Origin of the sequence: Paraburkholderia sp. ZP32-5, assembly GCF_021390495.1 — a bacterium.
Lineage (GTDB): Bacteria > Pseudomonadota > Gammaproteobacteria > Burkholderiales > Burkholderiaceae > Paraburkholderia.
Genome location: NZ_JAJEJP010000002.1, coordinates 1,118,569 through 1,144,890 on the forward strand (window position 1 = coordinate 1,118,569; position 26,322 = coordinate 1,144,890).

The following is a 26,322-nucleotide window of genomic DNA, read 5'->3' on the forward strand; positions in this document are numbered from 1 at the left end:
TGCGGCTCGGCAGTGAACGCGCGACGCGCGCACCGTACGTTCGACATGTTCGATCCGTATGCTGCAGATGCTGCGCGGCGACCCGCGAGAAAGCGCCGATAAGTTAGTTGCTGATGCGCGAAGCGGTCGAGTAGCTTGCGTTTGCCGATGGCATTGTGATCCGCAAGTCTATCGCCCCGAAGGCCGTATATCGGTGCGTGATGCCGGAGGTGGGCTGCAACGATCCGCTGATCGTGCTCGACCACGCCGATCCGTCGATGACACTCGTGTACGAGGAAACGTTCGGGCCGGTGTCGCCGGTCATCGCGTTCGATTCGCTCGATCACGCGATCCATATCGGCAACGGGACGCCGTTCGGCGGCATCAAGGATTCTGGGTTCGGCTACAAGGAAGCCGTTCAGGAAGTGATGAAGAGCTTTACTAACCTGAAGACCCTTTCATTATTGTGGGGAGTAATAGAGTGGCATTGAGTCTGGACGATATCCGATCGCTATTCGAGCGATACGGGAGTCTCGCGTATAGCGGCGAGCCGGTGACGCAACTCGAGCACGCGCTGCAGAGTGGTGCGCTGGCCGAGCAGGGTGGCGCGAACGATGAACTGATCTCCGCGGCGGTTTTGCACGACCTCGGGCATCTGCTTAATCTGCAAGGTGAAACGCCGACGCAGCGTGGTATCGACGATCTGCATCAGTATTACGCGCTGCCATTCTTGCGGCCGGTGTTTCCGGAGGCGGTGCTGGAGCCGATTCGCCTGCACGTCGATGCGAAGCGGTGCCTGTGTGCAATCGACGCGACTTATTTCGGCCAGCTTTCCGCCGATTCGGTGCGTAGCCTGGCATTGCAGGGCGGCATTTTCAGCAAGGAGGAGGCCGACGCGTTTTTGCAGAAGCCCTATGCCGAGGATGCGTTGCGTCTACGTAAATGGGACGATCGCGCAAAAGAAGAAAATTGCCCGACACCGGATCTTGATCATTATCTGGGCGTGGTCGAGCGGGTGATGCGCAGGCATCTGACTACCTGAGGATTCTCTTCGGGTAGCGCCGCCGGATCGTGGTTAGTTCTGCGGCACGCTTGCCTCTTTCTCGTCGTTTTTTTGTTTCGCCGGCGCGACCTATACCGATCTTTTTACCCGTTCCATCACAGTCGCCTACGCGGAAACAAGGCTTGCAAGCCCTGGCCGTGGCGGCTAGAATTCCGCTCTTTCGTGCGCCGGATGCCGGGGCACGGAGAAGCGGGAGAGCCTTTGATGGCAAGGGCTTCAGCGGGGTGAACAGGTTGGGGTGGTGATAAAAACCTGTTGACGATCGTGTGAAAGTTCTCCATAATCTCGCTTCTCTGCTGCAGACGCAGCGACGTGAAACGAAGCGGTGCCGGAGGTTGCGGTGCTGTGATTCACGAACGATCTTTAAAAACTAACAGCCGATAAGTGTGGGCGCTTGATGCGGAATGCGCAGCCGGTTCTTCGGAGCCGGTGATGGCAAAAGTATCAGAAGCCTCACACAGTAATTGAAGGAAGGTTTGCCTGTTGAGAGACAGGCTGATCATCGTCAGTACGTTGAGTGAGCGACCGGTTTCTAACGAAACCGAAAACAGTAACAGGTTTGAACTGAAGAGTTTGATCCTGGCTCAGATTGAACGCTGGCGGCATGCCTTACACATGCAAGTCGGACGGCAGCACGGGAGCAATCCTGGTGGCGAGTGGCGAACGGGTGAGTAATACATCGGAACGTGTCCTGGAGTGGGGGATAGCCCGGCGAAAGCCGGATTAATACCGCATACGCTCTGTGGAGGAAAGCGGGGGATCTTCGGACCTCGCGCTCAAGGGGCGGCCGATGGCAGATTAGGTAGTTGGTGGGGTAAAGGCCTACCAAGCCGACGATCTGTAGCTGGTCTGAGAGGACGACCAGCCACACTGGGACTGAGACACGGCCCAGACTCCTACGGGAGGCAGCAGTGGGGAATTTTGGACAATGGGGGCAACCCTGATCCAGCAATGCCGCGTGTGTGAAGAAGGCCTTCGGGTTGTAAAGCACTTTTGTCCGGAAAGAAAACTTCGGGGTTAATACCTCTGGAGGATGACGGTACCGGAAGAATAAGCACCGGCTAACTACGTGCCAGCAGCCGCGGTAATACGTAGGGTGCGAGCGTTAATCGGAATTACTGGGCGTAAAGCGTGCGCAGGCGGTTCGTTAAGACAGATGTGAAATCCCCGGGCTTAACCTGGGAACTGCATTTGTGACTGGCGGGCTTGAGTATGGCAGAGGGGGGTAGAATTCCACGTGTAGCAGTGAAATGCGTAGAGATGTGGAGGAATACCGATGGCGAAGGCAGCCCCCTGGGCCAATACTGACGCTCATGCACGAAAGCGTGGGGAGCAAACAGGATTAGATACCCTGGTAGTCCACGCCCTAAACGATGTCAACTGGTTGTCGGGCCTTCATTGGCTTGGTAACGTAGCTAACGCGTGAAGTTGACCGCCTGGGGAGTACGGTCGCAAGATTAAAACTCAAAGGAATTGACGGGGACCCGCACAAGCGGTGGATGATGTGGATTAATTCGATGCAACGCGAAAAACCTTACCTACCCTTGACATGTACGGAAGTCCGCTGAGAGGTGGATGTGCCCGAAAGGGAGCCGTAACACAGGTGCTGCATGGCTGTCGTCAGCTCGTGTCGTGAGATGTTGGGTTAAGTCCCGCAACGAGCGCAACCCTTGTCCCTAGTTGCTACGCAAGAGCACTCCAGGGAGACTGCCGGTGACAAACCGGAGGAAGGTGGGGATGACGTCAAGTCCTCATGGCCCTTATGGGTAGGGCTTCACACGTCATACAATGGTCGGAACAGAGGGTTGCCAAGCCGCGAGGTGGAGCCAATCCCAGAAAACCGATCGTAGTCCGGATCGCACTCTGCAACTCGAGTGCGTGAAGCTGGAATCGCTAGTAATCGCGGATCAGCATGCCGCGGTGAATACGTTCCCGGGTCTTGTACACACCGCCCGTCACACCATGGGAGTGGGTTTTACCAGAAGTGGCTAGTCTAACCGCAAGGAGGACGGTCACCACGGTAGGATTCATGACTGGGGTGAAGTCGTAACAAGGTAGCCGTATCGGAAGGTGCGGCTGGATCACCTCCTTTCCAGAGCCCGCGTGTTCTGACATCGAAGCGCTCACGCTTATCGGCTGTAGTTAGAAGAAGATCAGACAGACTCAGGGGTCTGTAGCTCAGTCGGTTAGAGCACCGTCTTGATAAGGCGGGGGTCGATGGTTCGAATCCATCCAGACCCACCAGTGCCTGTCTGTGGTGCTGGCTGAAGACCCGCTGGGGCTGAACGGATGAGGTATCTGTCTGTTGCATGACTGGGGGATTAGCTCAGCTGGGAGAGCACCTGCTTTGCAAGCAGGGGGTCGTCGGTTCGATCCCGTCATCCTCCACCAATCCTCAATGCCAAGGGTTCAGCATGAAGCGATGCTGAGTACTTCGCATTGGCGATTGAGCCAGTCAGAGCGATATGAGGCAACTCATAATCGGCTGTCGTTCTTTAACAATCAGGAAGAAGTAGTAAAGAGATTCACGAAAGCGTACTTAGAGATGGGTGCGTGAGTAGGTGAATCAGGGTTGTGATTGTATCGATGTATTTTTAAGTGATCGAAAGATCGCTTTGGAATACGGCGCAACACGAATACTCAACCTGTAGCGAGTGCGTCTCGAGATGAGACATACCCGTTATAGGGTCAAGCGAACAAGTGCATGTGGTGGATGCCTTGGCGATCACAGGCGATGAAGGACGCGGTAGCCTGCGAAAAGCTCCGGGGAGCTGGCAAACGAGCATTGATCCGGAGATGTCCGAATGGGGAAACCCACCTCTTATGAGGTATCCGTAGCTGAATACATAGGCTACGTGAAGCGAACGCGGTGAACTGAAACATCTAAGTAACCGCAGGAAAAGAAATCAACCGAGATTCCCAAAGTAGTGGCGAGCGAAATGGGATCAGCCTGTACTCTTTATTCTCATTGTTAGTCGAACGCTCTGGAAAGTGCGGCCATAGCAGGTGATAGCCCTGTAGACGAAAACAGCGGGAAAGAACTGGGTGTACGACAAGTAGGGCGGGACACGTGAAATCCTGTCTGAAGATGGGGGGACCATCCTCCAAGGCTAAATACTCGTGATCGACCGATAGTGAACCAGTACCGTGAGGGAAAGGCGAAAAGAACCCCGGGAGGGGAGTGAAACAGATCCTGAAACCGCATGCATACAAACAGTCGGAGCCTCGCAAGGGGTGACGGCGTACCTTTTGTATAATGGGTCAGCGACTTACATTCAGTGGCAAGCTTAACCGATTAGGGCAGGCGTAGCGAAAGCGAGTCCGAACAGGGCGTCCAGTCGCTGGGTGTAGACCCGAAACCAGGTGATCTATCCATGGCCAGGTTGAAGGCACGGTAACACGTGCTGGAGGACCGAACCCACTAACGTTGAAAAGTTAGGGGATGAGCTGTGGATAGGGGTGAAAGGCTAAACAAACCTGGAAATAGCTGGTTCTCTCCGAAAACTATTTAGGTAGTGCCTCGTGTATCACCTTCGGGGGTAGAGCACTGTCATGGTTGTGGGGTCCATTGCGGATTACTACGCCATAGCAAACTCCGAATACCGAAGAGTGCAATCACGGGAGACAGACATCGGGTGCTAACGTCCGGTGTCAAGAGGGAAACAACCCAGACCGCCAGCTAAGGTCCCCAAATATGACTAAGTGGGAAACGAAGTGGGAAGGCTAAAACAGTCAGGAGGTTGGCTTAGAAGCAGCCATCCTTTAAAGAAAGCGTAATAGCTCACTGATCGAGTCGTCCTGCGCGGAAGATGTAACGGGGCTAAGTCATATACCGAAGCTGCGGATGCATATTTATATGCATGGTAGGAGAGCGTTCCGTAAGCCTGCGAAGGTGCACTGGAAAGTGTGCTGGAGGTATCGGAAGTGCGAATGCTGACATGAGTAGCGATAAAGGGGGTGAAAGGCCCCCTCGCCGTAAGCCCAAGGTTTCCTACGCAACGTTCATCGGCGTAGGGTGAGTCGGCCCCTAAGGCGAGGCAGAAATGCGTAGCTGATGGGAAGCAGATTAATATTTCTGCACCATTGTGAAATGCGATGGGGGGACGGATCGCGGAAGGTTGTCCGGGTGTTGGAAGTCCCGGTCGCTGCATTGGAGAAGGCGCTTTGGCAAATCCGGGCGCAGGATTCAAGGGTGTGGCGCGAGCGACTTAGGTCGCGAAGCAACTGGAAGGGGTTCCAGGAAAAGCCTCTAAGCTTCAGTTTCACAGTGACCGTACCGCAAACCGACACAGGTGGGCGAGATGAGTATTCTAAGGCGCTTGAGAGAACTCGGGAGAAGGAACTCGGCAAATTGGTACCGTAACTTCGGGATAAGGTACGCCCTTGTAGCTTGACTGGCCTGCGCCAGAAGGGTGAAAGGGTTGCAATAAACTGGTGGCTGCGACTGTTTAATAAAAACACAGCACTCTGCAAACACGAAAGTGGACGTATAGGGTGTGACGCCTGCCCGGTGCCGGAAGATTAAATGATGGGGTGCAAGCTCCTGATTGAAGTCCCGGTAAACGGCGGCCGTAACTATAACGGTCCTAAGGTAGCGAAATTCCTTGTCGGGTAAGTTCCGACCTGCACGAATGGCGTAACGATGGCCACACTGTCTCCTCCCGAGACTCAGCGAAGTTGAAGTGTTTGTGATGATGCAATCTCCCCGCGGCTAGACGGAAAGACCCCATGAACCTTTACTGTAGCTTTGCATTGGACTTTGAACCGGTCTGTGTAGGATAGGTGGGAGGCTTTGAAGCTGGGACGCTAGTCTCAGTGGAGCCGTCCTTGAAATACCACCCTGATCTGTTTGAGGTTCTAACCTTGGTCCGTAATCCGGATCGGGGACAGTGCATGGTAGGCAGTTTGACTGGGGCGGTCTCCTCCCAAAGTGTAACGGAGGAGTACGAAGGTACGCTAGGTACGGTCGGAAATCGTGCTGATAGTGCAATGGCATAAGCGTGCTTGACTGTGAGACTGACAAGTCGAACAGGTGCGAAAGCAGGTCATAGTGATCCGGTGGTTCTGTATGGAAGGGCCATCGCTCAACGGATAAAAGGTACTCTGGGGATAACAGGCTGATACCGCCCAAGAGTTCATATCGACGGCGGTGTTTGGCACCTCGATGTCGGCTCATCTCATCCTGGGGCTGTAGCCGGTCCCAAGGGTATGGCTGTTCGCCATTTAAAGAGGTACGTGAGCTGGGTTTAAAACGTCGTGAGACAGTTTGGTCCCTATCTGCCGTGGGCGCTGGATATTTGAAGGGACCTGCTCCTAGTACGAGAGGACCGGAGTGGACGAACCTCTGGTGTACCGGTTGTCACGCCAGTGGCATCGCCGGGTAGCTATGTTCGGAAGAGATAACCGCTGAAAGCATCTAAGCGGGAAACTCGCCTTGAGATGAGATATCCCCGGGGCTTTAAGCCCCTTGAAGGGTCGTTCAAGACCAGGACGTTGATAGGTCAGGTGTGCACGTACAGTAATGTACTGAGCTAACTGATACTAATTGCCCGTAAGGCTTGATCCTATAACAGGTGTGTCTCGACAACCGTTAGTGCTTCAGCACTTACGGATGTCCGATCCCCGAAGGGGATACGAACCTCCACAGGAGGTGACAGGACGCACGGTTGAGATCAGTGTTGTGCCAGAACCAACACAACCCCCCAACACGATTCACACACGAATCCTTTACGCTTCTTCCCGATTGGCTGTGGCGCTCACCGGTTGACTCCAACCCCCAGCGACGCAGCAACCCGTCATGCCTGATGACCATAGCGAGTCGGTCCCACCCCTTCCCATCCCGAACAGGACCGTGAAACGACTCCACGCCGATGATAGTGCGGATTGCCCGTGTGAAAGTAGGTAATCGTCAGGCTCCCCTCAAGACAGAAACCCCACCCAATGCGGTGGGGTTTCTGCGTTTACGGGCCACTACTCAGTTCCTCCCTTCATCTCTTCCCGTGCGCAGCGCGTCCGCATATCCCGTCAGCTCCAGATAGGCTCGGCCGACGTCCGCACCCGCACGGCTTACCCGCGCCGCGCCTTCCCAGTACACCGCGCCGGTTGATTGCCGTGAATCGAGTTCCTGGTCATTCATCAGTGGTTCGATTTGCCACGTCACAGTCCCTGTCCTGACCGTCATCGAGACCGGATAGGATGTGCCCGTGCGAGGTGAGCGCCACGTACGAACCGGTACCATGTGCACTCCTGCGATCCATGCGCTTTCACTACTTTGCTTGATGCTCGCATCGGTCTTGGCGTCGGGCGCGTGTACGGCCATGCTAGGAGAAGCGACAAGGCATGGGGTTGGCTTTTGCTGCTTTTTGCCTGCCTATCGGAACCGACTACGTCCTCAGTTGTGCTCCCGAACTGCACATCAGTAATAACATTGCGCTCACAACATCGATATTGCTTGTGGCTTTTATCTTCCACGCCGTTTCCCCGGCAACAAACAAAACGAGTCCGCAAAGAAAAAGCGCCAGCAGCGAAAGCCGTCTGGCGCTTCATCACATCGGATACCGTGCTCACGAACCTCGTCGCACGAGCCGGATGATAAACAGCAGAATGACCGCGCCGATCACGGCGGTAATGATCGAGCCGATCCAGCCGCTGCCGAGCGAAATGTGCAGCACGCCGGCGAGCCAGCCACCGATAAACGCACCGACGATACCGACAATGATGTCGACGATCAGGCCGAAGCCGCCGCCCCTGACGAGCACACCAGCGAGCCAGCCCGCAATCGCGCCGATGATGATCCATGCGATGACGCCGTGTTCCATATTCGAGACTCCATGGTTGAGTGTGAAAAAATCACTGCGATAGAGCTTAGTCGAAGGTTATGGGACAGCCCATGTGCAGGACGCTGAATTAACGTTGTCTGAAACTGTTGCAAGCTAAGTGTAGACGATGCGCGCGCATAAAGGAGGCTTACGCGCCGCGCGTCACTCGGGCGTCGGTTCCGCTTCTTTCGCCGTCCAACTCACGCTTGAAACGCTTTTCTCCATACTCAGACGACTCGCCATCTGTTCAAGCTTCGACTGATCCTTCGGATGCATCTTGAGCGTCGCGGTCACGCGGATGCGTCCAGGATCGTCGTCGACGTCTTCGCTCGTCAGGCTCTGGAAAGACAGCGGCGTCGAATACATCGAGTTGGAAATCGCGGTGCGGATGTGGATCTCGTCGGCCTCGCGGCAAACGATCGTCAGCATGTACTCGCGAACGAGGTCGGCGTTGGAGACGGGCGTCGCGTTGATCATGCGGCTTACTTCACGCAGTACCGTATTGGTCAGCAGTACGACGCCGGTGCCGGCGAGCGCCGGCACGTAGTGTCCCGCGCCGCTCAATACGCCTACCGCCGCCGAGCACCACAGCGTCGCGGCGGTGTTGATCCCCTGAATCGAACCTTTGTCGCGCATGATGACCCCGCCGCCGAGAAAGCCGACACCGGACACCACATACGCGGCGATCTGCGTAATGCCCGCCGTGCCATTGCTGGTCAGCACGCCGAGCGTGACGAACAGGCACGCGCCGCTCGCGACGAGCGTAATCGTGCGCAGGCCTGCATTGCGCTGCCGTATCTGCCGTTCGAAGCCGATCGCGACACCGCAGGAGAAAGCGGTCAGAAGCCGCAGGAAGAATTCGAGTGTCATCGTTCAGAAAGGTTGGTGCTCGTACTGTCGCAGTGTGAAGCCTACGCGTGACGGCACGGCGTCGTCTATCGTCGTTTGCGAAAGGGACCGGCGCGAAGCAACGCCGCGAAAAATGGAATCGCCGCACCCGACGCGTGTAGCGACGGCATGACGTCGGTGCGATGCAGTGCGTCACCTGCAGTACGCGAATGTGAATGAAATGAGAGCGACGTGCGCCATCGAGCCTTGGAGCAGGACGGCGACAGGGAAAAACTGACGCGGAAATCCCGCCTAACAGGCGATCGGGCGAATCGATACTCGACGAGTACTACTACTGTCCAAGATCGTGATTCCGGTTAATTGAATGGGGCGAATTCTAAGGGGCTGCGCAAAGCCTGGTCAAGCTGACAGAAGGATGCCTGGGGTTCCTTGAGAACTGCTATAACGGAACGATCGAGAAAGCCATGCGCTGCATGCCTAATACCACTTGATACTCAGCGAAAAGGACACGCCGTCCGCGCCCGAGTACTTTGAAGAACATCGCACGATGCAATCACGTTCTGCCTTTTGCCGTGTTGCCTTCGCATTCATGCACGGGTGCATAGATGCATACATGTGCGAACGCAATCACTCGAACACTTCCCACCACCGCGCTATAGCTCGCACAACGCTCAATCCGGCTCACCAGGAACAAGCCGCACACGCGTGATTTCCGACGGTGCACCGAGCCGCTTCGGCGGCCCCCAATAGCCCGTCCCGCGGCTCGTATAAACCCACAACCCGTTCAGCCGCGCAAGGCCGGCAGTAAACGGCTGCTGGAGTCGCACGAAGAAATTCCACGGAAAGAACTGTCCGCCGTGCGTGTGCCCGGATAGCTGCAGCGTGAAGCCAGCCGCCGCCGCCGCTTCGGCCGAACGCGGCTGATGAGCGAGCAGCACCTTGATCAACACATCGCCCGGCGCGCCGGCGAGCGCCGCCACCGGGTCGCTGCGATGCGCGGGATCATGATGGCCCGCCGAGTAATCGGTGACGCCCGCAATCACCGCGCGCGCGCCGTCATGATCGACGACGACGTGTTCGTTCATCAGCACTCGCAAGCCGAGACGGCGGAACTCGTCGATCCACGAGTTCGCACCGGAGTAATACTCGTGATTGCCGGTCACGAGAAAAGCGCCGTGCCGTGCGGTGAGTCGCGACAGTGGCTGCGTATGTTTGCTCAGCTTCTGCACGCTGCCGTCCACGACGTCGCCGGTCACCGCGATCAGATCGGGTTTCAGCCGGTTCACCGCGTCAACGATGGCGTCGACATAACGTCCCTTGATCGTCGGGCCGACGTGAATATCGCTGATCTGCACGATCGTGAAACCGTCGAGCTCGCGCGGCAGATCGTCGATCGGCACGTTGATCGTCACGACGCGTGCGCGGCGCCGCGCATTGACGAGGCCGATCAGCGTGGACAGTAGCGCTAACAACGGCACCGCCGCCGCGGAACCGGTTCTCCAGTGGCTGATGGCGAGCGTGTTCGGCCAGATGGCATCGATCGTCAGCAGGGAGGCGAGCACGAGATCGCGAGCGAACGTCAGCACCAGCAGCGATGAGAAGAAACCCATCGCGAGCAGGCCGACCCACGCGAGCCGGTCGCCGAGCGGCTGCCGCTTGATGCCGCGCGCCATCATGCCGACCGGGATCAGCAAGACCGACAGCACGAGCCATAGCGCGCACAGCCAGCGGCTGGCCGCACTGACCGGCATATCGGGAATCACGCGTAAGCCGACATAGATATGCAGCAGGATGCCAATCAGGATGATGCGAACGAGAAACGATGAACGGCGCATAGAAAGGATCGGGCGGGAAAGGGGCGCGGAGTGGCTTGGCGAAGTGCCCGCGGTGCACCGGTTGGCGGCCGGTACAACGCGTTCGCGCGGCGAGTCATTCTACCGACATGTCTGGACCCTTGCTGATCCCGCAAGATTCGTGCTTCGGCACGTCACCGCGCGCAGATCAGCGAATCCCGTAGGCCTCTGAAAGTCTTTTCGCGGGCTTTTCCGGCCGCGGTTCAATAAGTGCTTCACGGTGGACCGAAGGGATCGAAAGCAGCGCTCGTAACGCATTCAATGTCTGCGCAACCAGAATTAAATGGGCTTTGAATCGTATTCGCGCGTGGACTATGCTTGACCTAAACCAGCGTGTTTCCGGGCCATCGCAGCGGCGTTAAAAGCGGCACACAACGCCGGCCGCGCAGCCCGGTCGCCACTGGCGCTGTCGCCCGCAAATGCGATCCGGGCGAGGGGGAGACACGATGAAGCTGCTCAAACTGGGCCACCACCCGCGCGATCCGCGCGACGCGCATCACGCTCATCATCCACACCACGTCGGGCGCGAGGGCAGTCATGTGATGCTGCCGCTCGTCGGCATCTCTCTGATGGCGATCGCGCTGTACATCGGCGTGCGCAATATCGACTTCTCCGAACTCGGCAAGGACGCGCTCTTCGGCGTGGTGATGGTATGCGTCGCGCTCGGCATCGCGGGGCTGTTCGGCGTCGCCGGCGCGTGGCTGCGCTCGAATGGCGATGAGGCCGACGAAGGTTTCTGCTTCGTCGGTGCGCTGATCGGCGCCGTGGTGTTTTATATCGCGGTGCTGGGCTGAACTGAGACAAAGCCCGCGGGCCGGCATCACGATGCAGTGCCGCATAACGAAGGAGCGGCGCGCGCCACGCCATGCCCCAACACATCTCAAACAGGCGTCAAACCACGCGCGCCGCTTCGTCGAACGAAAAACGCGGGCTGCGCGCGAACAGTTTCGACGCATCGCCATAACCGAGGTTGATCAGGAAATTCGACTTGACGGTCGTGCCGGCGAAGAACGCGGCGTCGACCTTGGCCGCATCGAAGCCCGACATCGGCCCCGTGTCGAGACCGAGCGCGCGGGCAGCGAGAATCAGATAGCCGCCTTGCAGCGTCGAGTTACGGAACGCCGTATCCGCGATCGCGCGCTCGTTGCCGGCGAACCAGCTACGCGCGTCCGCATGCGGAAAGAGCTTCGGCAGATGCTCGTAAAACGCCATGTCCATGCCGACGATCACCGTGACCGGCGCGGCCATCGTTTTCTCGAGATTGCCCGCCGATAACGCCGGGCGCAGTTTTTCCTTGCCCTCCGGCGTCTTCACGAACACGAAGCGGCCGGGGCTCGAATTGGCCGAGGTCGGCCCGAGCAGCACGAGTTCGATGAGTTGATGGAGCACGGCATCGTCGATGGGTTTGTTCTGCCAGCCGTTATGCGTGCGTGCTTCGCGAAACAGCTGATCGAGCGCTTGATCGGAAAGAGTCATGGGAGTAGTCCGTGCAAAAAAGAAGAAGCTAGCCCAAAAATCTGCAGCCCGCATCGAATGACAGAGCAACATGCGCGGATGAGCAGGCATGCCGTTGCAGCCATAATAGCCAGGGTTCTCACCGGCCCGCTGGCACCCACTGCATTCACGTATTCCCCGCATTTCAATGAACGATCTTTTCAACGACCTGCCCACACCCGACGTCGACTGGTATCCCGATTGGCTTGCGCTGGCCGCGGCCGCGCAAATGCTCACGCGCCTGATCGACGAAGTGCAATGGCGCCAGGACATGATGGGCACGCCCGCCGGTCGTGTTGCACTGCCGCGTCTGACCGCCTGGCAAGGCGAGCCGGACGCCGTGTACGTCTATTCAGGCATCCGGAACGTACCGCAACCGTGGACGCCGGCCGTCGCCGAACTGAAGGCCGCCGCCGAGGCAACGAGCGGCGCGCGTTTTAACAGCGTGCTGCTGAATCGCTACCGCAGCGGTGCCGACAGCATGGGCTGGCACGCGGACCGCGAGCCCGAACTCGGCAAACAGCCGGTGATCGCGTCGGTGAGCCTCGGCGTCGCGCGTACGTTCGATCTGCGGCATAACAAAACTGCCGTCGTGCAATCGTTCGCGCTGAAGGGCGGCAGCCTGCTCGTGATGAAGGGCGATACCCAGGCGGAGTGGCGTCATCGGGTGCCGAAGGAACCGCGTGTGAGCGGCGAGCGCATCAACCTGACGTTTCGCTGGGTCACCCCGCGAACCTGACCTATGCCGAACCCGTGCGCTATACCAAAAATGGTATCGAGGCCGCGAATCATATGATTGGACGGTTAACGCGACGCACAGTACGCTACATCACGATCCACGCACCGTCGGGGGCCGCGAGGGCCGCTCAGGTCGCTGGGTCGCACACAACAACTGCGATAAATCACATGGATCCGGAGTAAGCGCGCGAGCGTTCGCTCTGGCCGACATAGGAGACAGTCATGGCGAATACACGACGTGCCGCGTGTCGCGCTCTGGGCGCGCTCGCGCTTTCCGCGAGTCTCGGTGCTTTGACGCTGGCCACGCCCGGCGCACATGCCGAGGACAAGCAGATCACGCTCGGTTTTGCACAGGTCGGCGCGGAAAGCGCATGGCGCACCGCGAATACCGAATCGGTGAAGTCGGCGGCCGCTGACGCGAAGATCAAGCTCAAATTCTCCGACGCTCAACAGAAGCAGGAAAACCAGATCAAGGCGATCCGCTCGTATATCGCGCAGAAGGTCGACGTGATCGCGTTCTCGCCGGTGGTCGAATCGGGCTGGGAGCCGGTGCTGCTCGAAGCCAAGGCCGCGAAGATTCCGGTGATCCTGACCGACCGCAATATCGACGTGAAAGATCAGTCACTGTACGTGACGATGATCGGCTCGGACTTCCTCGAAGAAGGACGGCGCGGCGGCAAATGGCTCGAAGATCACTACAAGGACGATAAAGGTCCGATCAACATCGCCGAGCTGCAAGGCACGGTCGGTTCCGCGCCGGCTAACGACCGGCACTCGGGCCTGATGGAAGTGATCAAGAACGATCCGAAGTTCAAGATCATCGCGTCGCAGAGCGGCGACTTCACGCTGGCCGGCGGCAAGCAGGTGATGGAAGCGTTCATCAAGACCTACGGCAACAAGATCAACGTCGTGTATGCGCATAACGACGACATGGCGCTCGGCGCGATCCAGGCGATGGAAGAAGCCGGCATGCATCCGGGCAAGGACGTCACGATCGTGTCGTTCGACGCGACCAAGGGCGGCTTCCAGGCGATGGTCGCCGGCAAGATGAACGTCGATGTCGAATGCAGCCCGCTGCTCGGACCGCAGCTGATGTCGGCCGTGAAGGACGTCGTGGCCGGCAAGCAACTGCCGAAGCGCATCGTCACGGAGGAGACCGTCTTCCCGATGAGCGTCGCCGCGCAGACGCTGCCGCAGCGTAAATACTGATGTTGCCGACGCGGGAGAACGCGATCGCGTTCTCCTGACGCTCAGGCATCCAGACCGTGGCGCGAACCAGAGGCGCGGCACGGTCAGATCGAACAGGGTTCTCCAGTGGTGCCTGACCGCCCGGGCTGCGTTGGCAGCGGGCGGTCTCTTTTCAGGAGCCTGCCGCTGGCGCAGCCCGCCGAACCACGCATAGCCGATCGAGCGAGGTCCATGACCCATTCCGCTTCCGAACCGAATCAGCCGGGCCAGCCGACTCGCGGCGCGCACAACGCACAGGGCGCGCAGGACGGCGCGCGCGAGCCGATCCTCGCCACCTCCGGCGTCAGCAAGACATTCCCCGGCGTGAAGGCGCTGCAAGGCGTCGATTTTCGCCTGTTCCCCGGCGAGGTGCATACGCTGATGGGACAGAACGGCGCCGGCAAATCCACGTTGATCAACGTACTCACCGGGGTGCTTGCACCCGATGCCGGCACGATCCGCCTCGGCGGCGAAGTGGTCGCGTTCGGTTCGCCGCAGGAAGCCGAAGCGGCCGGCGTGCGCACGCTGTATCAGGAAGTGAATCTGTGCCCGAACCTGTCGGTCGCGGAGAATATTTTCGCGGGCCGTCAGCCGCGCCGTTTCGGCGCGATCGACTGGCCCGACATCAAGCGCCGCGCGCAGGCCGCGCTCGCGCGCCTCGACGTATCGCTCGACGTCACCCGCTCGCTCGACGCGTATCCGATCGCGGTGCAGCAGATGGTCGCGATCGCGCGGGCGCTGTCGGTCGATGCGCGCGTGCTGATCCTCGACGAGCCGACGTCGAGTCTCGACGACAGCGAAGTCGCGCAGCTTTTCAAAATACTTCGGCATCTGAAGCAATCCGGCATCGCGATTCTGTTTGTCACGCACTTCATCGAACAGACCTACGCGATCTCCGATCGCATCACGGTGATGCGCAACGGCGAGCGCGAAGGCGAATATCTGGCGCGCGATCTGCCGGCCGATCAGCTGGTCGCGAAGATGGTCGGTCATGAACGGATGAGCGCGCGTTTGCGCGAAGCGGCGCATGAAGGGCAGGCCGCGGATGAGCTTCAGCAGGTGACGGACGAGCCATCCGAGCACACGCCGCACGCGCAGGCCGCGACACCGTTCGTCGAATTGCGCGGCGTCGGCCGGCGCGGCACGCTGCAGCCGATCGATCTCGACGTGCAGTCCGGCCAGATTCTCGGCCTCGCCGGTCTGCTCGGCTCGGGCCGCACCGAAACCGCGCGTCTGTTGTTCGGCGCCGATCGCGCGGATAGCGGCACGATTCTCGTCAACGGCAAGCCGGTGCGGCTGCGCACACCGCGCGATGCGGTGCGTCACGGTATCGGCTATTGCGCGGAAGATCGCAAGAAGGAAGGCATCGTCGCCGAGCTGTCGATCCGCGAGAACATCGTGCTGGCGTTGCAGGCGCGGCGCGGCTGGTGGCGCAAGATCAGCCGGCCGCGCGCGAAAGAGATCGCCGATCAGTGGATCGAACGGCTCGGCATCAAGGCGTCCGACGCCGAACAGCCGATCGCGTTGCTGTCCGGCGGCAACCAGCAGAAAGCGCTGCTCGCGCGCTGGCTCGCGACCGATCCGAAGCTGCTGATACTCGACGAACCGACTCGCGGCATCGACGTCGCCGCGAAGTTCGACATCATGGACCGGCTGCTGGCGTTGTGCGCGAATGGCCTCTCTATCCTGTTCATTTCATCGGAGATCAGCGAGGTGCTGCGCGTGAGCCATCGCGTCGCGGTGCTGCGCGATCGCCGCAAGATCGCCGAGGTCGCCGGCAAGGCGTCCAACGAGGACAACATCTACCGACTCATCGCAGGGAGCGGCGAATGAAGCTATCGAACTGGTTCGCGCGCGACGGGGGCGAGCGTCCGCTGCTGTGGCCCTGCGTGACGCTGGCCTTGCTGTTCGGACTGAACCTGCTGGTCAATCCGCATTTCCTCGCGCTGCGCACGCTCGACGGCCACCTGTTCGGTGCACCGATCGACATCCTCAATCGCGCCGCGCCGCTGGTGCTGGTCGCGATCGGCATGACGCTCGTGATCGCAACGCGCGGCATCGACATTTCGGTCGGCGCGGTGGTCGCGATCGCCGGCGCGGCGGCCGCGACGATCCTGTCGACCCAGGCGGTGCCGAGCGGTGCGCTGGTCGCGCAGGCGTTGGTGGCGGCGCTGGTCGTCGGCTTGCTGAGCGGCATGTGGAATGGGCTGCTGGTGTCGTTCGTCGGCATGCAGCCGATCATCGCGACATTGATTCTGATGGTGGCCGGCCGCGGCATCGCGCAATTGCTGACCGCCGGGCAGATCATTCCGATCGGCGCACCCGGTTATCTGTTCGTCGGCGGCGGCTACTGGCTCGGCGTGCCGTGTTCGGTATGGATCGCGACGGTGGCGGTGCTCGCAACCGCCGCGCTCGTCGAAGGCACCGCGCTCGGGTTGTTCATTCGCGCGATCGGCGTCAATCCGGTGGCGACGCGGCTCGTCGGACTGCGCTCGAAAGCGATCGTGTTCGCGGTGTATGGCTTCTCGGGCCTGACCGCGGCAATGGCAGGCATCCTGATCAGTTCGAACGTGCGCAGTGCGGACGGCAACAACGCCGGGCTGCTGCTCGAACTCGATGCGATTCTGGCGGTGACGCTCGGCGGCACGTCGCTGCTCGGCGGGCGCTTCAGCTTCGCGGGCACGGTGCTCGGCGCGTTGATCATCCAGACGCTGACATACACCACCTATTCGATCGGCGTGCCGCCGGAAGCGACGCTGGTCGTCAAGGCTGCTGTCGTGCTCGCGGTCAGTGTGATCCAGTCGCCGGCGGCACGCGCGCTCGCGGTGTCGTTCGGTTCGTCGCTCGTCAAACGTCGCGAGGTGGCACGATGAGGCGTCTTTTCGAAGCACTCGCCCGCGTGGTCGATCCGCGCACGCTGCCGATCGCGGTCACGATCCTGCTGTTCTGCGCGCTGTTCGGTTTCGGCTCGGTGATGTACACCGGTTTCTTCTCATGGCAGGTGCTGCTCGATCTGCTGGTCGACAACGCGTTCCTGCTGATCGTCGCGATCGGCATGACGTTCGTGATCGTGTCGGGCGGCATCGATCTGTCGGTGGGCTCGGTGGTGGCACTGACGACGATCGTCGAGGCGGTGCTGTCCGAGCATATGCATGTGTCGGTGTGGATCATCATTCCGATCGTGCTGCTGATGGGCACGGTGTTCGGCGCGGTGCAGGGCGCGCTGATTCATTTCTTCCGCCTGCAGGCCTTTATCGTGACGCTGGCGGGGATGTTCTTCGCGCGCGGTCTGTGCTTCCTGATCACCACGCAGTCGATCACGATTACCGATCCGACGTTCCAGAAGATCTCCGCGTTTCGGTTGAATGTCGGCGTCGGTTCGGTGTCGGCGAACGTGCTGATCGCGCTCGTGACGCTTGCCGCCGCGATCTACGTCGCGCATTTCACGCGCTTTGGACGCAACGTGTATGCGGTCGGCGGCAACCCGCGTTCGGCGCTGCTAATGGGGCTGCCGGTCGCGCATACGCGGATCGGCGTGTACGCATTGAGCGGCTTCTGCTCGGCGCTCGGCGGTGCGGTGTTCACGTTCTACGTGCTGTCGGGTTATGGGCTGCAAGGGCAGGGCATGGAACTCGATGCGATTGCGGCGACCGTGATCGGCGGCACGCTGCTGACTGGCGGCGTCGGTTATGTGCTCGGCTCGCTGTTCGGCGTCGGCATTCTCGGCACGATCCAGACGCTGATTACGTTCGACGGCACGCTGAGTTCGTGGTGGACGCGGATCGTGATCGGCGCGCTGCTGTGCGCGTTCTGTCTGCTGCAGCGCTTGATCGAGCGGCATGCGAAGTCGGTCACGCGATCGGGTGGCACAGGCGCGGTGGCGACGAGCGGGCATCGACATGTGCATGCGGAGGCGCCGGCGCCGAAGCCGGATTCGCAGGTGTTGGGGCGGGCGCCGGGGTAACGCGCAACAACGAAGACTGCCGATGGTTTGGCTGGAGGGAGTGGCGACGAAAGTCGCCACTCCCTCTTTCTTATTTGGCGACGCCGAATGGTCTCAGGCAAACAACCGACGAGTGTCAAAAGCGAGGAATAGGGTAAACCTTCGTTGGCGCGCGTTTTAACACGATTTATTTTTCAGCAAAGCCAATGGCTCGCTGTCGTTACTATTAATCGAATAACCAGAAATACAGCAGTCCGCGAACTCGACGCACGAAGTTCTCCTTGTCGTTCTCCTCGTGACGCCAGGTATTCGCAAAGTTCGAATCGCCGTAAATAAAGAATTCCAACAAAACCGATACGAATGGGGAAGCGTGATGAACAGGCGCAAGAGGTGGGGAGAGCGGTCGCTCGGGGGATTAGTGCGTATTGGCAATTCAATATCACTTCGTCAATTGCGCACTCGCACATCTAAATTCTGGCTCGGGGCTCTCGGGTTAATCGCCGCGTGTACTACCCCGACATTTAAACCGCATATTCCGGAATCGCAGCAGGAAGCTGCCAGCGTTCATGTCGCCATTCTTTCGGTGGGCAGGTGGAGCGAATACGAGCCGGTTCTGCAGCCGGACATGTCGGTCACGATACAGGACGCCGAGAAAATGGCGCTGCCTGTGACGTCGAATTATGTGCGCAACGTTTATGACGCGTTCAACGGCAAGCTCCAACTCGGGTGGGGTCCGGGCAAGGGAACCGTCGGTGGCGGTGGCGCTGGAGGCGGAGGCGACCAGACGGACACGGCCGCGTCGCCTGCGTCAGGCGCCAGTGCAACGGATGGCGGGGGCGGGGGTGGAAAGGGCGGAAAGACGGGGGATAAAGGCGGTGCCTCGGCGCCCAGTACTGCGAGCGCGCCGAAAAGCGCAAGCGCGCCCGATGCCGCGAGTACAAGCGACGTCGGTAGCGTTCCGATTCCCGCCATCGAAACCAATCCGCTATTGCAGCATGAGCTTGCACTGAGCATTTATCAGGAAATGCAGATTCTGAGCCGTTATCTGAAGGATGCGGCGTTCAAGAAGGATTGGGAGCCTTATGTCGTGCGTGCGCAGATCAGCGTGTCGCCGTATGCGCACTATCAGCCTTTCGACGTCTACGTCGACATGGGGCTCTTTGCCACTTGCCTCGACAGCAAAAACCATCCAGTCGAGGGCCGCTCTACGCAAGCAGCGCTGGTCATACCGCTACTCGTGACGGATAGCATCGAAGCGCAACAGGCTTCCAATACCGTCCAGCTTGCCCGCGATCTCGCACTGGGCTTGGGCGGCAATATCGGCAATGTTGCGCTGCAGGGAGATATGGAGAAGGTCACCAAAAATCTTCAATCTATTCTTGGTACGGATTACAACAGCCTGTACATGGTGTCCCGCGTTGCCGACAGCATCATGCAGGTCCGCTTCGGCGCACCGGCTAACGCGATGTCGCAATACTCGATGTCGACGGTGACGCACAACGTGACGGCTGTCGTGCTGACGCCGGCCTGCCGCGCGGACCATACGCAGTTGAACGTCGCCACCGTCAGTCACTTGCGCAATGCGGTATCTGGACAGGTACTCAATTCGGATTCCGGCTACGGCTATAACGAAGCGCAAAAGGTCATCACGCGCATTGTGGGAGATTGGTTCAGAAACTCACCGTCGAACAATCTCGACGATGTCGGAAAAATGGTGAGTGCCGTTCGCGCTGGACAATACGACAAGTTTCGCCGAAGGCTCAAGAAGGCTCAGATCCGCCCCGGTTACGAACAGATACTCTGGACCGCTCTGGGCGAGGTCGGCGCGAGCAGCGAGTTCGACGTGGCCTATGTCGACTTGCCGAAGGCGAACAAGGGAGCACTGACACAGACCAACCAGCTCGTTTATCTGCAGGACGGCGCGTCCTCCAGTACCGCGACTATCGGCATCAACCCCGAAATGCTGCCCGTTACGCAATCGGCCCAGTTGCAGTTGGCTGGTGGCAAGCTCGTATTGCAGGCCAATTCCGTTACGTCGGCAAACGACGGGCGCACGTTGCAAATTCAGTTTCAATCGCTCGCGCCGCTGAAATCGATGCCCGGTATTGTGTTGCCCGGCAAGGGCGGCCCACTGCAAGGCAAGCTGGTCCTTCAGCCCGCAACCGAGCCGTGGGACAGTACGGCGCAAGCCGGCGCAACGAACGGGCAATTCGTGTTTTCGTCGCTGCTGTATGTGCCGAAAGCCGAGACACCAAAGACCCCCGCGCCCGCCGCACAGAAGCCGCCGGCTCATAAACCCCCGGCCGGCAAGAAAGATCCAGCTGTCGCGGCAGCAGCAAGTGCGGCAAGCACGGTGGGAGCCCCACCCTTGCCGACCCAACCGGCCGCGCCCGCGCATGGCACTCACGATGCACCTGCCTCAGGTAGCCATGGCGCACATCAAAAGAAAGCCGATCGGACTCCTGCTGCAGCGAGCGCAACGCAGGACGGCTGACAGAATTTCTCACTCCCTTCGATTCGCTCTAAACGAGGAGGCTTGCCATGGCAAAAAATGGAAAAGAGAAAAAGAAGCAAACGGACAAGCAGGCCGAACCTGGGAACGAGCGTTCGGAGGGGCCGTGGTATGACCCTCCGATCTATCCATTGCAGGCAAAACCACGTCGCCGCTCGAAGCAGGTAGGCATCACCGACGATCCGCAGGAAGGGCCTTACTACCACGACGGTGATGACCTGCCTCTGCTTGCTCATCACGAGCAGGCTGTCCGTCCGTCGAAAGCAGGCGCGCCGAACACGAGTGGTATGCCGCTTTTCCCGGTGACAGCGCACCACACGCACGTACGCACGATAAAAGGCTTCGGCTGGACGCGGGACGTCCCCGACATGCGCGATCACTACTACTCGGCACCGCTATTTCTCGAATTGCCCATCAGGTATAGCCTGCGTGCATCGTTTCCACCGGTGTACGACCAGAAAGATCTCGGCAGTTGCTCCGCGAATGCGATCGCCGCGGCGGTTCAGTTCGATCGGATGAAACAGTCGTTGCCGCTCGCCGGCCGTGTGCCGTCGCGGCTGTTCATCTACTACAACCAACGTTCGATCGAAGGGGCCGAGAATCAGGATCGCGGCGCGCAGATACGCGACGGCATCAAATGCGTTGCCGCGCTTGGTGCGTGTTTCGAAGGCGGACACAAAGGCGAGTGGGCGTACGAGCAGAAGAAGTTCGCGGAGCGCCCGCCTAAAGCATGTTACGAACAGGCGTTGCGCGACCGTTCCGTGGGCTACAGCCGTGTTCGGCAACAACTCGATCAGTTGAAGGGATGCCTTGCTTCCGGGTGGCCGGTCATCTTCGGCATGACCTGCTATGAGTCATTCAAGTCGGAAGCCGTTTCCCGAAGCGGCGTGTTGCGCTTGCCCAGGCAATCGGAACACGTGATCGGCGGACATGCGGTGTTGGCGGTCGGTTACGACGATTCAAGCGCCACCTTCCAGATTCGAAATTCGTGGGGCGGCGACTGGGGAGACGGCGGGTATTTCACGATGCCCTACAGCTATGTGACCGATCCGAATTTGTGCGCCGATTTCTGGACGATTAGGCTTGTATCGGCGGTGGGTTGATAGAAGCGGGCGCATCGCATGATACGCACGGCGACAGATGCACTCGAATCAAGGACGTCGACGATAAACCGGCAGAGGAGCCATGCCGCTCATCACCCGCCCAGCAAAATAATCGCTATCGTCAGCACAACGCCAAGCAACATCATCGCGAACCCTGCCTTCATCGCGCCCGCACCGGTGTAACGGCCGAGCGCAAAGCCCGCGATAAACAGCATCACAAGCGTGAGAATCCGCGAGATCACCAGCGCCACCGTGCGATCGTTGACGAGGATAAACGGCAGCGCCACTGGAAACGTCGCGATGACGACGAGCAGAAACACGCCGAGCGCGCCGACAAAGTCGTCGCGAATCAAATGCGCGCGCGGCGGCAGCGTCGATGTGCCCGCGAGACGCTGGCGAATCAGCTCCAGCTCGGCATCGTCGACGAGCGGTTCCAGCGACTCCGGCAACGCGTCGCGCAAAGTCCGCACGGCGACCGCATGATTCGGCTCGCGCTTGATGGACAGCGCGAGCGTCAGACGCTGTCCGCGATCCGCCAGATTGCGCACGATAAACATCACAGCGTCCGCGAGGCCCCACGCAAGATTGCAGCCGAGCGCGGCGAAGAAGAGCTTGCGTCCGGCATCGTCGCCGGCGGTGGCGGCCTTGACCGCGCCGACGAAAGTCAACGCCATGAAGAGCCCAAAACACAGCTCGGTCACGCGATCGACTGTATTGAGAATCGGCTGACGCTTTTCGGGTACCGGTTGCTGGATCGACGGGGCGGTATTCATGGCACCTCGACCTCCTGATTCCTGCTGGCGCGTCTGCCCGATCGCGTGCTTACGAACGCACGGCCTGGGCGCCCTCGATGAGGCGCGGCACGCAATAGAGCCTGGAGTGTCTGCAGATATTTGGCGCGCGCGGGTGGCGTTTCCATGATGTCACACCCGTGTGGATTGGAAATGAGCCCATGGTCCTATAGCCGGTCGTCGGTGCGGCGAGGGAAGCGGGGGCGTCCCTTTCGTCAGCCGTCAGTCCTGCTCCAGCCGCCGGCGAATAGTAGGCACGAGCCGATCGAACGGCAGCGTACTGGCCGCAAGCGCAACAGTATCGGGAAACTGCTCCCGCGCGATATCGGTCAGCACCTGCCCCGGCGGCGCCTCGACCAGCACGCTCGCGCCGATCTCCCGCATCGCCGTCAGCGCATCGAACCAGCGCACCGTGTAGCGCATATTGGTGGCGAGATCCTCGCGAATCGCCTCGGCCGAATACAGCGGACGTCCGCCGCGATTGCCGATATAGATGTCGCGAGGCCGTTGAAAAGGCAATTCACGCGACCAGGCGAGCAGTTCATCGCTGGCCTGTGCGAGCAGTTCGCAATGGGACGGCACGCTGACCGCAAGCCGCGTCGCTTTACGCGCGCCGGCCGCCAGGGCCCGCGCAATGAATGCATCGAGCGCATCGTTGGCACCGGCGATCACGATCTGGCGCGGCGCGTTCACGTTGCCGATATATACGCGTTGCCGCGCTTGTTGCCCCACTTCATCCGCGTGTTGCGCGGCCAGCGTTTCCGTCTGGTGTTCGGTCAAACCGGCGATCGCCGCGAGTCCATATCCCGACGGATAAGCCGCTTCCATCAGCTCGGCGCGGCGCCGCACCATCGTCAATGCATGACGAAATTCGAGCGCGCCGCAACTCACCGCCGCCGGATACGCACCGACCGACAGGCCCGCGCTAATCTGCGCCGTCAAGCCCTGCTCGGCGAGCGCTCGCGTCAGCGCGACGCCCGAGATCGTCAGGCCGATTTGCACCGCAACCGTCGAATCTAATGCGGGACCGGTATCGAGCGTCAGCACATCGAGGCCGAGCACATCAGACGCTTCCGCGAGCGTGTCGTTGACCACGCGATGCTGCGGCAGGCGATGCAGAAAGCCTTCGCTCTGCGCGCCCTGGCCGGGAAAGAGCAGCGCGAGCATCACGCGCCGCCGTCTTGAACAGCAACGGCCCACGGATCGGCGACCAGGTGCGGTCCGCTTGCATGCCGCGCGAGCACCCGTGTTTTGCCCGCCGCCCATTCGGCGAGCGCGACGCCGCCCGCGAGTGTTTCGAGTTGCGCATCGACGCGGATGCCGATGCGTTGCGCGAGCGTTTGCAAGTGCTCGAACAGCGCTCTCGCAGCGTTACGCGCAAGCGGCTCGGGCGTACGGATCAACAGATCGAGATCGCTGGCTTCGGTGACGCTCGGTGTTTGCGTGGCCAGTTCGAAACCGGCGCTGCCTGTCGGTCCCCAGACAAACGTAGTAAGTGCAGCGCATGCATCACGCTGCAAAGCGGCAAGCGCGATGAACGACGGCAGCGCACGGCGCGCATCGGCAGGCTGCGCCTGCTGCAACGATTCCGGCGACACCACGTTGACGATATCGTCCGCATGCGCCCAAGTCCCGTAACGCTGTGCACGGCCAGCACCGCGCACACCGATCGCGACGAAACCATTCGCGCCTAGCGCGCGCCGAACCACCGCGTACGGCGCACGCGCAAACGCGTCGCGCACCCATGCCGGCTCGTCATCGAATGGGCGCAGGCATTGCAAACGCAGCAGATCATGCGGCCGCCAGCGCACGTCGTTCGCCTCGGCGGAGGCCTCCGCAGCCTCCGCGGCACTCGACATCTCAAACGGCGCGGCCGCGCAGACCCGCATCACACCGCATCCCACTGCTCGGCAAGCCGCCGCCGCACCTCGATCGACGCCGCGCGCGTCAATCGCGCGCTCGCCGATTCCAGCCGACGCGCCAACGTACGATCGCCGCCGCGCGCACTGCGAATCTGCGCGACAAGCACATCGCGCACGCGCCCGATCTGCGCATCATCCGGCGCATCCGCATCGACGCCGCCGATCAGCTGATCGAGCAAGCCGAGCTTCGCAAACGACGCCATCGAATACGACATCGGCACGATCGTCTCGCCGAGTGCATCGAGTGCTTCGACGGTGCGGCGCGTGACGCGCGCGGCCGCTTCCTTGCCCATCGCGTGCACCATCGTGCCGGGCGCGTCGAGCGCGACGATCCGGTTCGCCTGATAGCCGTGTGCCAGAAACGCGCCCGACATCGCCGGTCCGACGATCAGCGCGATCACCGGATGGCCCGCGTCGCGCGCGCTCGCATACGCATCGACCGCCGCCGCGCACGCCAGATGAATGCCGAGCATTTCCTCGCGATAGCCATACGCCTGGCTCTTGACGTCGACGATCGCGACGATCGGACGGCGCGCGCCGTCCGCCGCGCCTGAATCCGCATCGATCACCTCACGCACCGCGCGCGCAAGCAACCAGCCCTGTTCGAGCCCGACCACGTTCGTGGTCGCGCGCGTAAAGCGGTTGGCCGGATCGGGCACGACCGTGATGAAGCGCGCGGTTTCGCCGCCGAGCAGCGCATCGCCGCTCCAGACCGGTGCGTCGCTGGCCGGCTCGCCTGCCAGCGCATGAAACCAGCGCGCGCCGCGCGTAAGCGTCGTATCGTTCATGCCTGCTCTCCATTCGATGCGTGCTGCGCGGATGGGTTGTACACGTCGCGCAACGTCTGTGGCGTGACACTCGCGGGGTCGATCAGCGCCAGCCGCCGCAGGAACGTATCGACCTGTTCGCTGCGATGCTCGGCCGGCACGCCCTGCACGAACGCCGCGTGGACGGCGGCGCGCACCGCATCGGTGTCGTCGTCGACGAGCCGGTCAGCCAGCGCGCTCGCAGCCCGCTGCTCGCCGCCGATCAACTGCCACACGCGGCGTCGATCGCTCGCATCGAGTTCTTCGATGCCGGCCTCCTGTTCGATCACCTCGGGCCCGTTCATGCCGAGCCGCGCCTGCTTCGTCACCACCAGATACGAACACAACGCGGCCGCCAGCGACATCCCGCCGAAGCAACCGACCATTCCCGCGATCACGCCGACCACCGGCACATGCCGGCGTAACGCAACGATCGCCGCCTGAATCTCGGCGATCGTCGCGAGCCCGAGGTTCGCTTCCTGCAGCCGCACGCCGCCGGTTTCGAACAGCACGACAGGGCGCACGCGCTTGCCGCGCTCGCAATCGCGCAACGCCAGTTCGAGCGCCGCGGCGATCTTGCTGCCCGACACTTCGCCGATGCTGCCGCCCTGGAACGCGGATTCGATTGCGGCGACCACGGCCGGCTCGCCGTCGATCGTGCCGCGCGCGATCACGCAGCCGTCGTCGGACTGGCAGACGACGCCCTGCAACGGCAGCCACGGGGACTCGATGCGATCGAACGGCCCCAGCAATTCGCGGAAGCTGCCCACATCGAGCAGTGCGCGCGCGCGTTCGCGCGCAGGCAATTCGATGAAGCTGTCGCGCAGTCGCGGGGTCGCTTGAGCGTCGGCTTGGTCCGTGGCTTGAACGGTAGTTTGAACATCAGCGGCGTAACTCATACGGCGTCTCCTTCCTCGGCGGCTTCGACCGCTTCCGCGAGGCGCAATGCGACCACGCCGGGCGTCGCGCCGAAGTCGTTGATTTCGATCTGCGCGGCGCCGTCGTAGCGCGTGAAGAAGCGGTCGAACACGCTTTTCCAGATGTGGCTATAGCCGTCCACGCTCGTGCGCACGACCACGTGCGCGCTCAGTGCATTGCCGGTATGGGCGCCGCTCGCGGGCGAAAGCAACACTTCCAGATCGCCCGAACCGACCACGCCGACATGCGCGCGGGTCGTGACGGCGCGTCGCGCCGGATAGTCGAAGGTCAGATGTTCCATGGGGC

19 protein-coding genes, 2 tRNA genes, 3 rRNA genes and 2 pseudogenes are annotated in these 26,322 nt (G+C 60.8%); 15 read left to right on the forward strand and 11 right to left on the reverse strand.

Going from position 1 to position 26,322, the window contains the following annotated elements; genetic code table 11:
- Positions 1-233: 233 nt before the first annotated feature.
- The 7 genes and pseudogenes from L0U82_RS39990 to rrf all read left to right on the forward strand — a co-directional run.
- Positions 234-470 (forward strand): annotated as a pseudogene (locus tag L0U82_RS39990) (aldehyde dehydrogenase family protein); the annotation flags it as partial.
- Positions 461-1,021, forward strand: coding sequence for a phosphonate degradation HD-domain oxygenase (locus L0U82_RS23770; RefSeq protein ID WP_233835088.1), 561 nt, complete (start codon positions 461-463; stop codon positions 1,019-1,021). The pseudogene L0U82_RS39990 and the gene L0U82_RS23770, both read left to right, overlap by 10 nt.
- A 582-nt stretch (positions 1,022-1,603) precedes the next feature.
- Positions 1,604-3,134: ribosomal RNA gene (locus tag L0U82_RS23775) — 16S ribosomal RNA — on the forward strand.
- Between the two features lie 75 nt (positions 3,135-3,209).
- Positions 3,210-3,286, forward strand: a tRNA-Ile gene (locus tag L0U82_RS23780).
- Positions 3,287-3,357: 71 nt separating this feature from the next.
- Positions 3,358-3,433, forward strand: a tRNA-Ala gene (locus L0U82_RS23785).
- A gap of 295 nt (positions 3,434-3,728) precedes the next feature.
- Positions 3,729-6,608, forward strand: a 23S ribosomal RNA gene (locus L0U82_RS23790).
- 234 nt (positions 6,609-6,842) lie between these two features.
- Positions 6,843-6,956: ribosomal RNA gene (gene rrf / locus L0U82_RS23795) — 5S ribosomal RNA — on the forward strand.
- Together the 16S, 23S and 5S rRNA genes with 2 tRNA genes alongside form the textbook arrangement of a ribosomal RNA operon.
- Positions 6,957-7,016: 60 nt before the next feature.
- On the opposite strand, the pseudogene L0U82_RS23800 reads toward rrf, so the two are convergent.
- The 4 genes and pseudogenes from L0U82_RS23800 to L0U82_RS23815 all read right to left on the reverse strand — a co-directional run.
- A pseudogene (locus L0U82_RS23800) lies at positions 7,017-7,286 on the reverse strand (lipocalin family protein); the annotation flags it as partial.
- Between the two features lie 319 nt (positions 7,287-7,605).
- Positions 7,606-7,860, reverse strand: a complete 255-nt coding sequence (locus L0U82_RS23805; protein WP_233835090.1) for a GlsB/YeaQ/YmgE family stress response membrane protein — start codon at positions 7,858-7,860, stop codon at positions 7,606-7,608.
- A gap of 162 nt (positions 7,861-8,022) precedes the next feature.
- Entirely contained in the window at positions 8,023-8,730 is a 708-nt protein-coding gene (locus L0U82_RS23810; protein ID WP_233835092.1) for an MgtC/SapB family protein, read from the reverse strand.
- 650 nt (positions 8,731-9,380) lie between these two features.
- Positions 9,381-10,544, reverse strand: a complete 1,164-nt coding sequence (locus L0U82_RS23815; RefSeq protein WP_233835094.1) for a metallophosphoesterase — start codon at positions 10,542-10,544, stop codon at positions 9,381-9,383.
- Positions 10,545-11,008: 464 nt separating this feature from the next.
- Between L0U82_RS23815 and L0U82_RS23820 the strand changes: the two genes are divergently transcribed.
- Entirely contained in the window at positions 11,009-11,356 is a 348-nt protein-coding gene (locus tag L0U82_RS23820) for a hypothetical protein (RefSeq protein ID WP_233835096.1), read from the forward strand.
- 97 nt (positions 11,357-11,453) lie between these two features.
- Here the strand turns inward: L0U82_RS23820 and L0U82_RS23825 are convergent, their stop codons facing one another.
- Positions 11,454-12,038: a malonic semialdehyde reductase gene (locus tag L0U82_RS23825; RefSeq protein ID WP_233835098.1), complete on the reverse strand. Its 585-nt coding sequence runs from the start codon at positions 12,036-12,038 to the stop codon at positions 11,454-11,456.
- Positions 12,039-12,204: 166 nt separating this feature from the next.
- On the opposite strand from L0U82_RS23825, the gene L0U82_RS23830 reads away from it, so the two are divergent.
- The 7 genes from L0U82_RS23830 to L0U82_RS23860 all read left to right on the forward strand — a co-directional run bounded on the left by L0U82_RS23830 (position 12,205) and on the right by L0U82_RS23860 (position 21,579).
- A complete protein-coding gene (locus L0U82_RS23830) occupies positions 12,205-12,795 on the forward strand; it encodes an alpha-ketoglutarate-dependent dioxygenase AlkB family protein (protein ID WP_233835100.1) in 591 nt (196 codons plus the stop codon).
- A gap of 221 nt (positions 12,796-13,016) precedes the next feature.
- Positions 13,017-14,003, forward strand: coding sequence for an ABC transporter substrate-binding protein (locus tag L0U82_RS23835; protein ID WP_233835102.1), 987 nt, complete (start codon positions 13,017-13,019; stop codon positions 14,001-14,003).
- Positions 14,004-14,213: 210 nt separating this feature from the next.
- Entirely contained in the window at positions 14,214-15,854 is a 1,641-nt protein-coding gene (locus L0U82_RS23840; protein WP_233835104.1) for a sugar ABC transporter ATP-binding protein, read from the forward strand.
- Positions 15,851-16,894: an ABC transporter permease gene (locus tag L0U82_RS23845; protein WP_233835106.1), complete on the forward strand. Its 1,044-nt coding sequence runs from the start codon at positions 15,851-15,853 to the stop codon at positions 16,892-16,894. Before L0U82_RS23840 ends, L0U82_RS23845 begins: the two co-directional genes overlap by 4 nt.
- On the forward strand, positions 16,891-17,985 hold the full coding sequence (yjfF, locus tag L0U82_RS23850; RefSeq protein ID WP_233835108.1) for a galactofuranose ABC transporter, permease protein YjfF: 1,095 nt from the start codon (positions 16,891-16,893) through the stop codon (positions 17,983-17,985). Before L0U82_RS23845 ends, yjfF begins: the two co-directional genes overlap by 4 nt.
- Before the next feature lie 274 nt (positions 17,986-18,259).
- Positions 18,260-20,458 carry a hypothetical protein gene (locus L0U82_RS23855; RefSeq protein ID WP_233835110.1) on the forward strand — a complete coding sequence of 733 codons (2,199 nt, stop codon included), beginning with the start codon at positions 18,260-18,262 and terminating at the stop codon, positions 20,456-20,458.
- 47 nt (positions 20,459-20,505) lie between these two features.
- Complete coding sequence (locus tag L0U82_RS23860; protein ID WP_233835111.1) at positions 20,506-21,579, forward strand: C1 family peptidase; 1,074 nt, start codon at positions 20,506-20,508, stop codon at positions 21,577-21,579.
- Positions 21,580-21,671: 92 nt separating this feature from the next.
- On the opposite strand, the gene L0U82_RS23865 is transcribed toward L0U82_RS23860, so the two are convergent.
- The 6 genes from L0U82_RS23865 to L0U82_RS23890 form a co-directional block, all read right to left on the reverse strand.
- Complete coding sequence (locus tag L0U82_RS23865) at positions 21,672-22,352, reverse strand: VIT1/CCC1 transporter family protein (protein WP_233835113.1); 681 nt, start codon at positions 22,350-22,352, stop codon at positions 21,672-21,674.
- Positions 22,353-22,592: 240 nt separating this feature from the next.
- Positions 22,593-23,537 carry a malonate decarboxylase subunit epsilon gene (gene mdcH / locus L0U82_RS23870; protein ID WP_233835115.1) on the reverse strand — a complete coding sequence of 315 codons (945 nt, stop codon included), beginning with the start codon at positions 23,535-23,537 and terminating at the stop codon, positions 22,593-22,595.
- On the reverse strand, positions 23,537-24,259 hold the full coding sequence (locus L0U82_RS23875) for a malonate decarboxylase holo-ACP synthase (protein WP_233837470.1): 723 nt from the start codon (positions 24,257-24,259) through the stop codon (positions 23,537-23,539). Before L0U82_RS23875 ends, mdcH begins: the two co-directional genes overlap by 1 nt.
- On the reverse strand, positions 24,259-25,080 hold the full coding sequence (gene mdcE, locus L0U82_RS23880) for a biotin-independent malonate decarboxylase subunit gamma (RefSeq protein WP_233835117.1): 822 nt from the start codon (positions 25,078-25,080) through the stop codon (positions 24,259-24,261). The genes L0U82_RS23875 and mdcE overlap by 1 nt, the downstream gene beginning before the upstream one ends.
- Positions 25,077-25,997, reverse strand: coding sequence for a biotin-independent malonate decarboxylase subunit beta (locus L0U82_RS23885; RefSeq protein ID WP_233835119.1), 921 nt, complete (start codon positions 25,995-25,997; stop codon positions 25,077-25,079). The genes mdcE and L0U82_RS23885 overlap by 4 nt, the downstream gene beginning before the upstream one ends.
- Entirely contained in the window at positions 25,994-26,317 is a 324-nt protein-coding gene (locus tag L0U82_RS23890) for a malonate decarboxylase subunit delta (protein ID WP_233835121.1), read from the reverse strand. Before L0U82_RS23890 ends, L0U82_RS23885 begins: the two co-directional genes overlap by 4 nt.
- Between the last annotated feature and the right edge of the window lie 5 nt (positions 26,318-26,322).

Excerpts from the sequence above, each read along its gene's own strand:
- L0U82_RS23805 (WP_233835090.1), bottom strand. The coding sequence starts at position 7,860 with ATGGAACACGGCGTCATCGCATGGATCATCATCGGCGCGATTGCGGGC.
- L0U82_RS23810 (WP_233835092.1), bottom strand. The coding sequence starts at position 8,730 with ATGACACTCGAATTCTTCCTGCGGCTTCTGACCGCTTTCTCCTGCGGT.
- L0U82_RS23815 (WP_233835094.1), bottom strand. The coding sequence starts at position 10,544 with ATGCGCCGTTCATCGTTTCTCGTTCGCATCATCCTGATTGGCATCCTG.
- L0U82_RS23820 (WP_233835096.1), top strand. The coding sequence starts at position 11,009 with ATGAAGCTGCTCAAACTGGGCCACCACCCGCGCGATCCGCGCGACGCG.
- L0U82_RS23825 (WP_233835098.1), bottom strand. The coding sequence starts at position 12,038 with ATGACTCTTTCCGATCAAGCGCTCGATCAGCTGTTTCGCGAAGCACGC.
- L0U82_RS23830 (WP_233835100.1), top strand. The coding sequence starts at position 12,205 with ATGAACGATCTTTTCAACGACCTGCCCACACCCGACGTCGACTGGTAT.
- L0U82_RS23835 (WP_233835102.1), top strand. The coding sequence starts at position 13,017 with ATGGCGAATACACGACGTGCCGCGTGTCGCGCTCTGGGCGCGCTCGCG.
- L0U82_RS23840 (WP_233835104.1), top strand. The coding sequence starts at position 14,214 with ATGACCCATTCCGCTTCCGAACCGAATCAGCCGGGCCAGCCGACTCGC.
- L0U82_RS23845 (WP_233835106.1), top strand. The coding sequence starts at position 15,851 with ATGAAGCTATCGAACTGGTTCGCGCGCGACGGGGGCGAGCGTCCGCTG.
- yjfF (WP_233835108.1), top strand. The coding sequence starts at position 16,891 with ATGAGGCGTCTTTTCGAAGCACTCGCCCGCGTGGTCGATCCGCGCACG.
- L0U82_RS23860 (WP_233835111.1), top strand. The coding sequence starts at position 20,506 with ATGGCAAAAAATGGAAAAGAGAAAAAGAAGCAAACGGACAAGCAGGCC.
- L0U82_RS23865 (WP_233835113.1), bottom strand. The coding sequence starts at position 22,352 with ATGAATACCGCCCCGTCGATCCAGCAACCGGTACCCGAAAAGCGTCAG.
- mdcH (WP_233835115.1), bottom strand. The coding sequence starts at position 23,537 with ATGCTCGCGCTGCTCTTTCCCGGCCAGGGCGCGCAGAGCGAAGGCTTT.
- L0U82_RS23875 (WP_233837470.1), bottom strand. The coding sequence starts at position 24,259 with ATGCGGGTCTGCGCGGCCGCGCCGTTTGAGATGTCGAGTGCCGCGGAG.
- mdcE (WP_233835117.1), bottom strand. The coding sequence starts at position 25,080 with ATGAACGATACGACGCTTACGCGCGGCGCGCGCTGGTTTCATGCGCTG.
- L0U82_RS23885 (WP_233835119.1), bottom strand. The coding sequence starts at position 25,997 with ATGAGTTACGCCGCTGATGTTCAAACTACCGTTCAAGCCACGGACCAA.
- L0U82_RS23890 (WP_233835121.1), bottom strand. The coding sequence starts at position 26,317 with ATGGAACATCTGACCTTCGACTATCCGGCGCGACGCGCCGTCACGACC.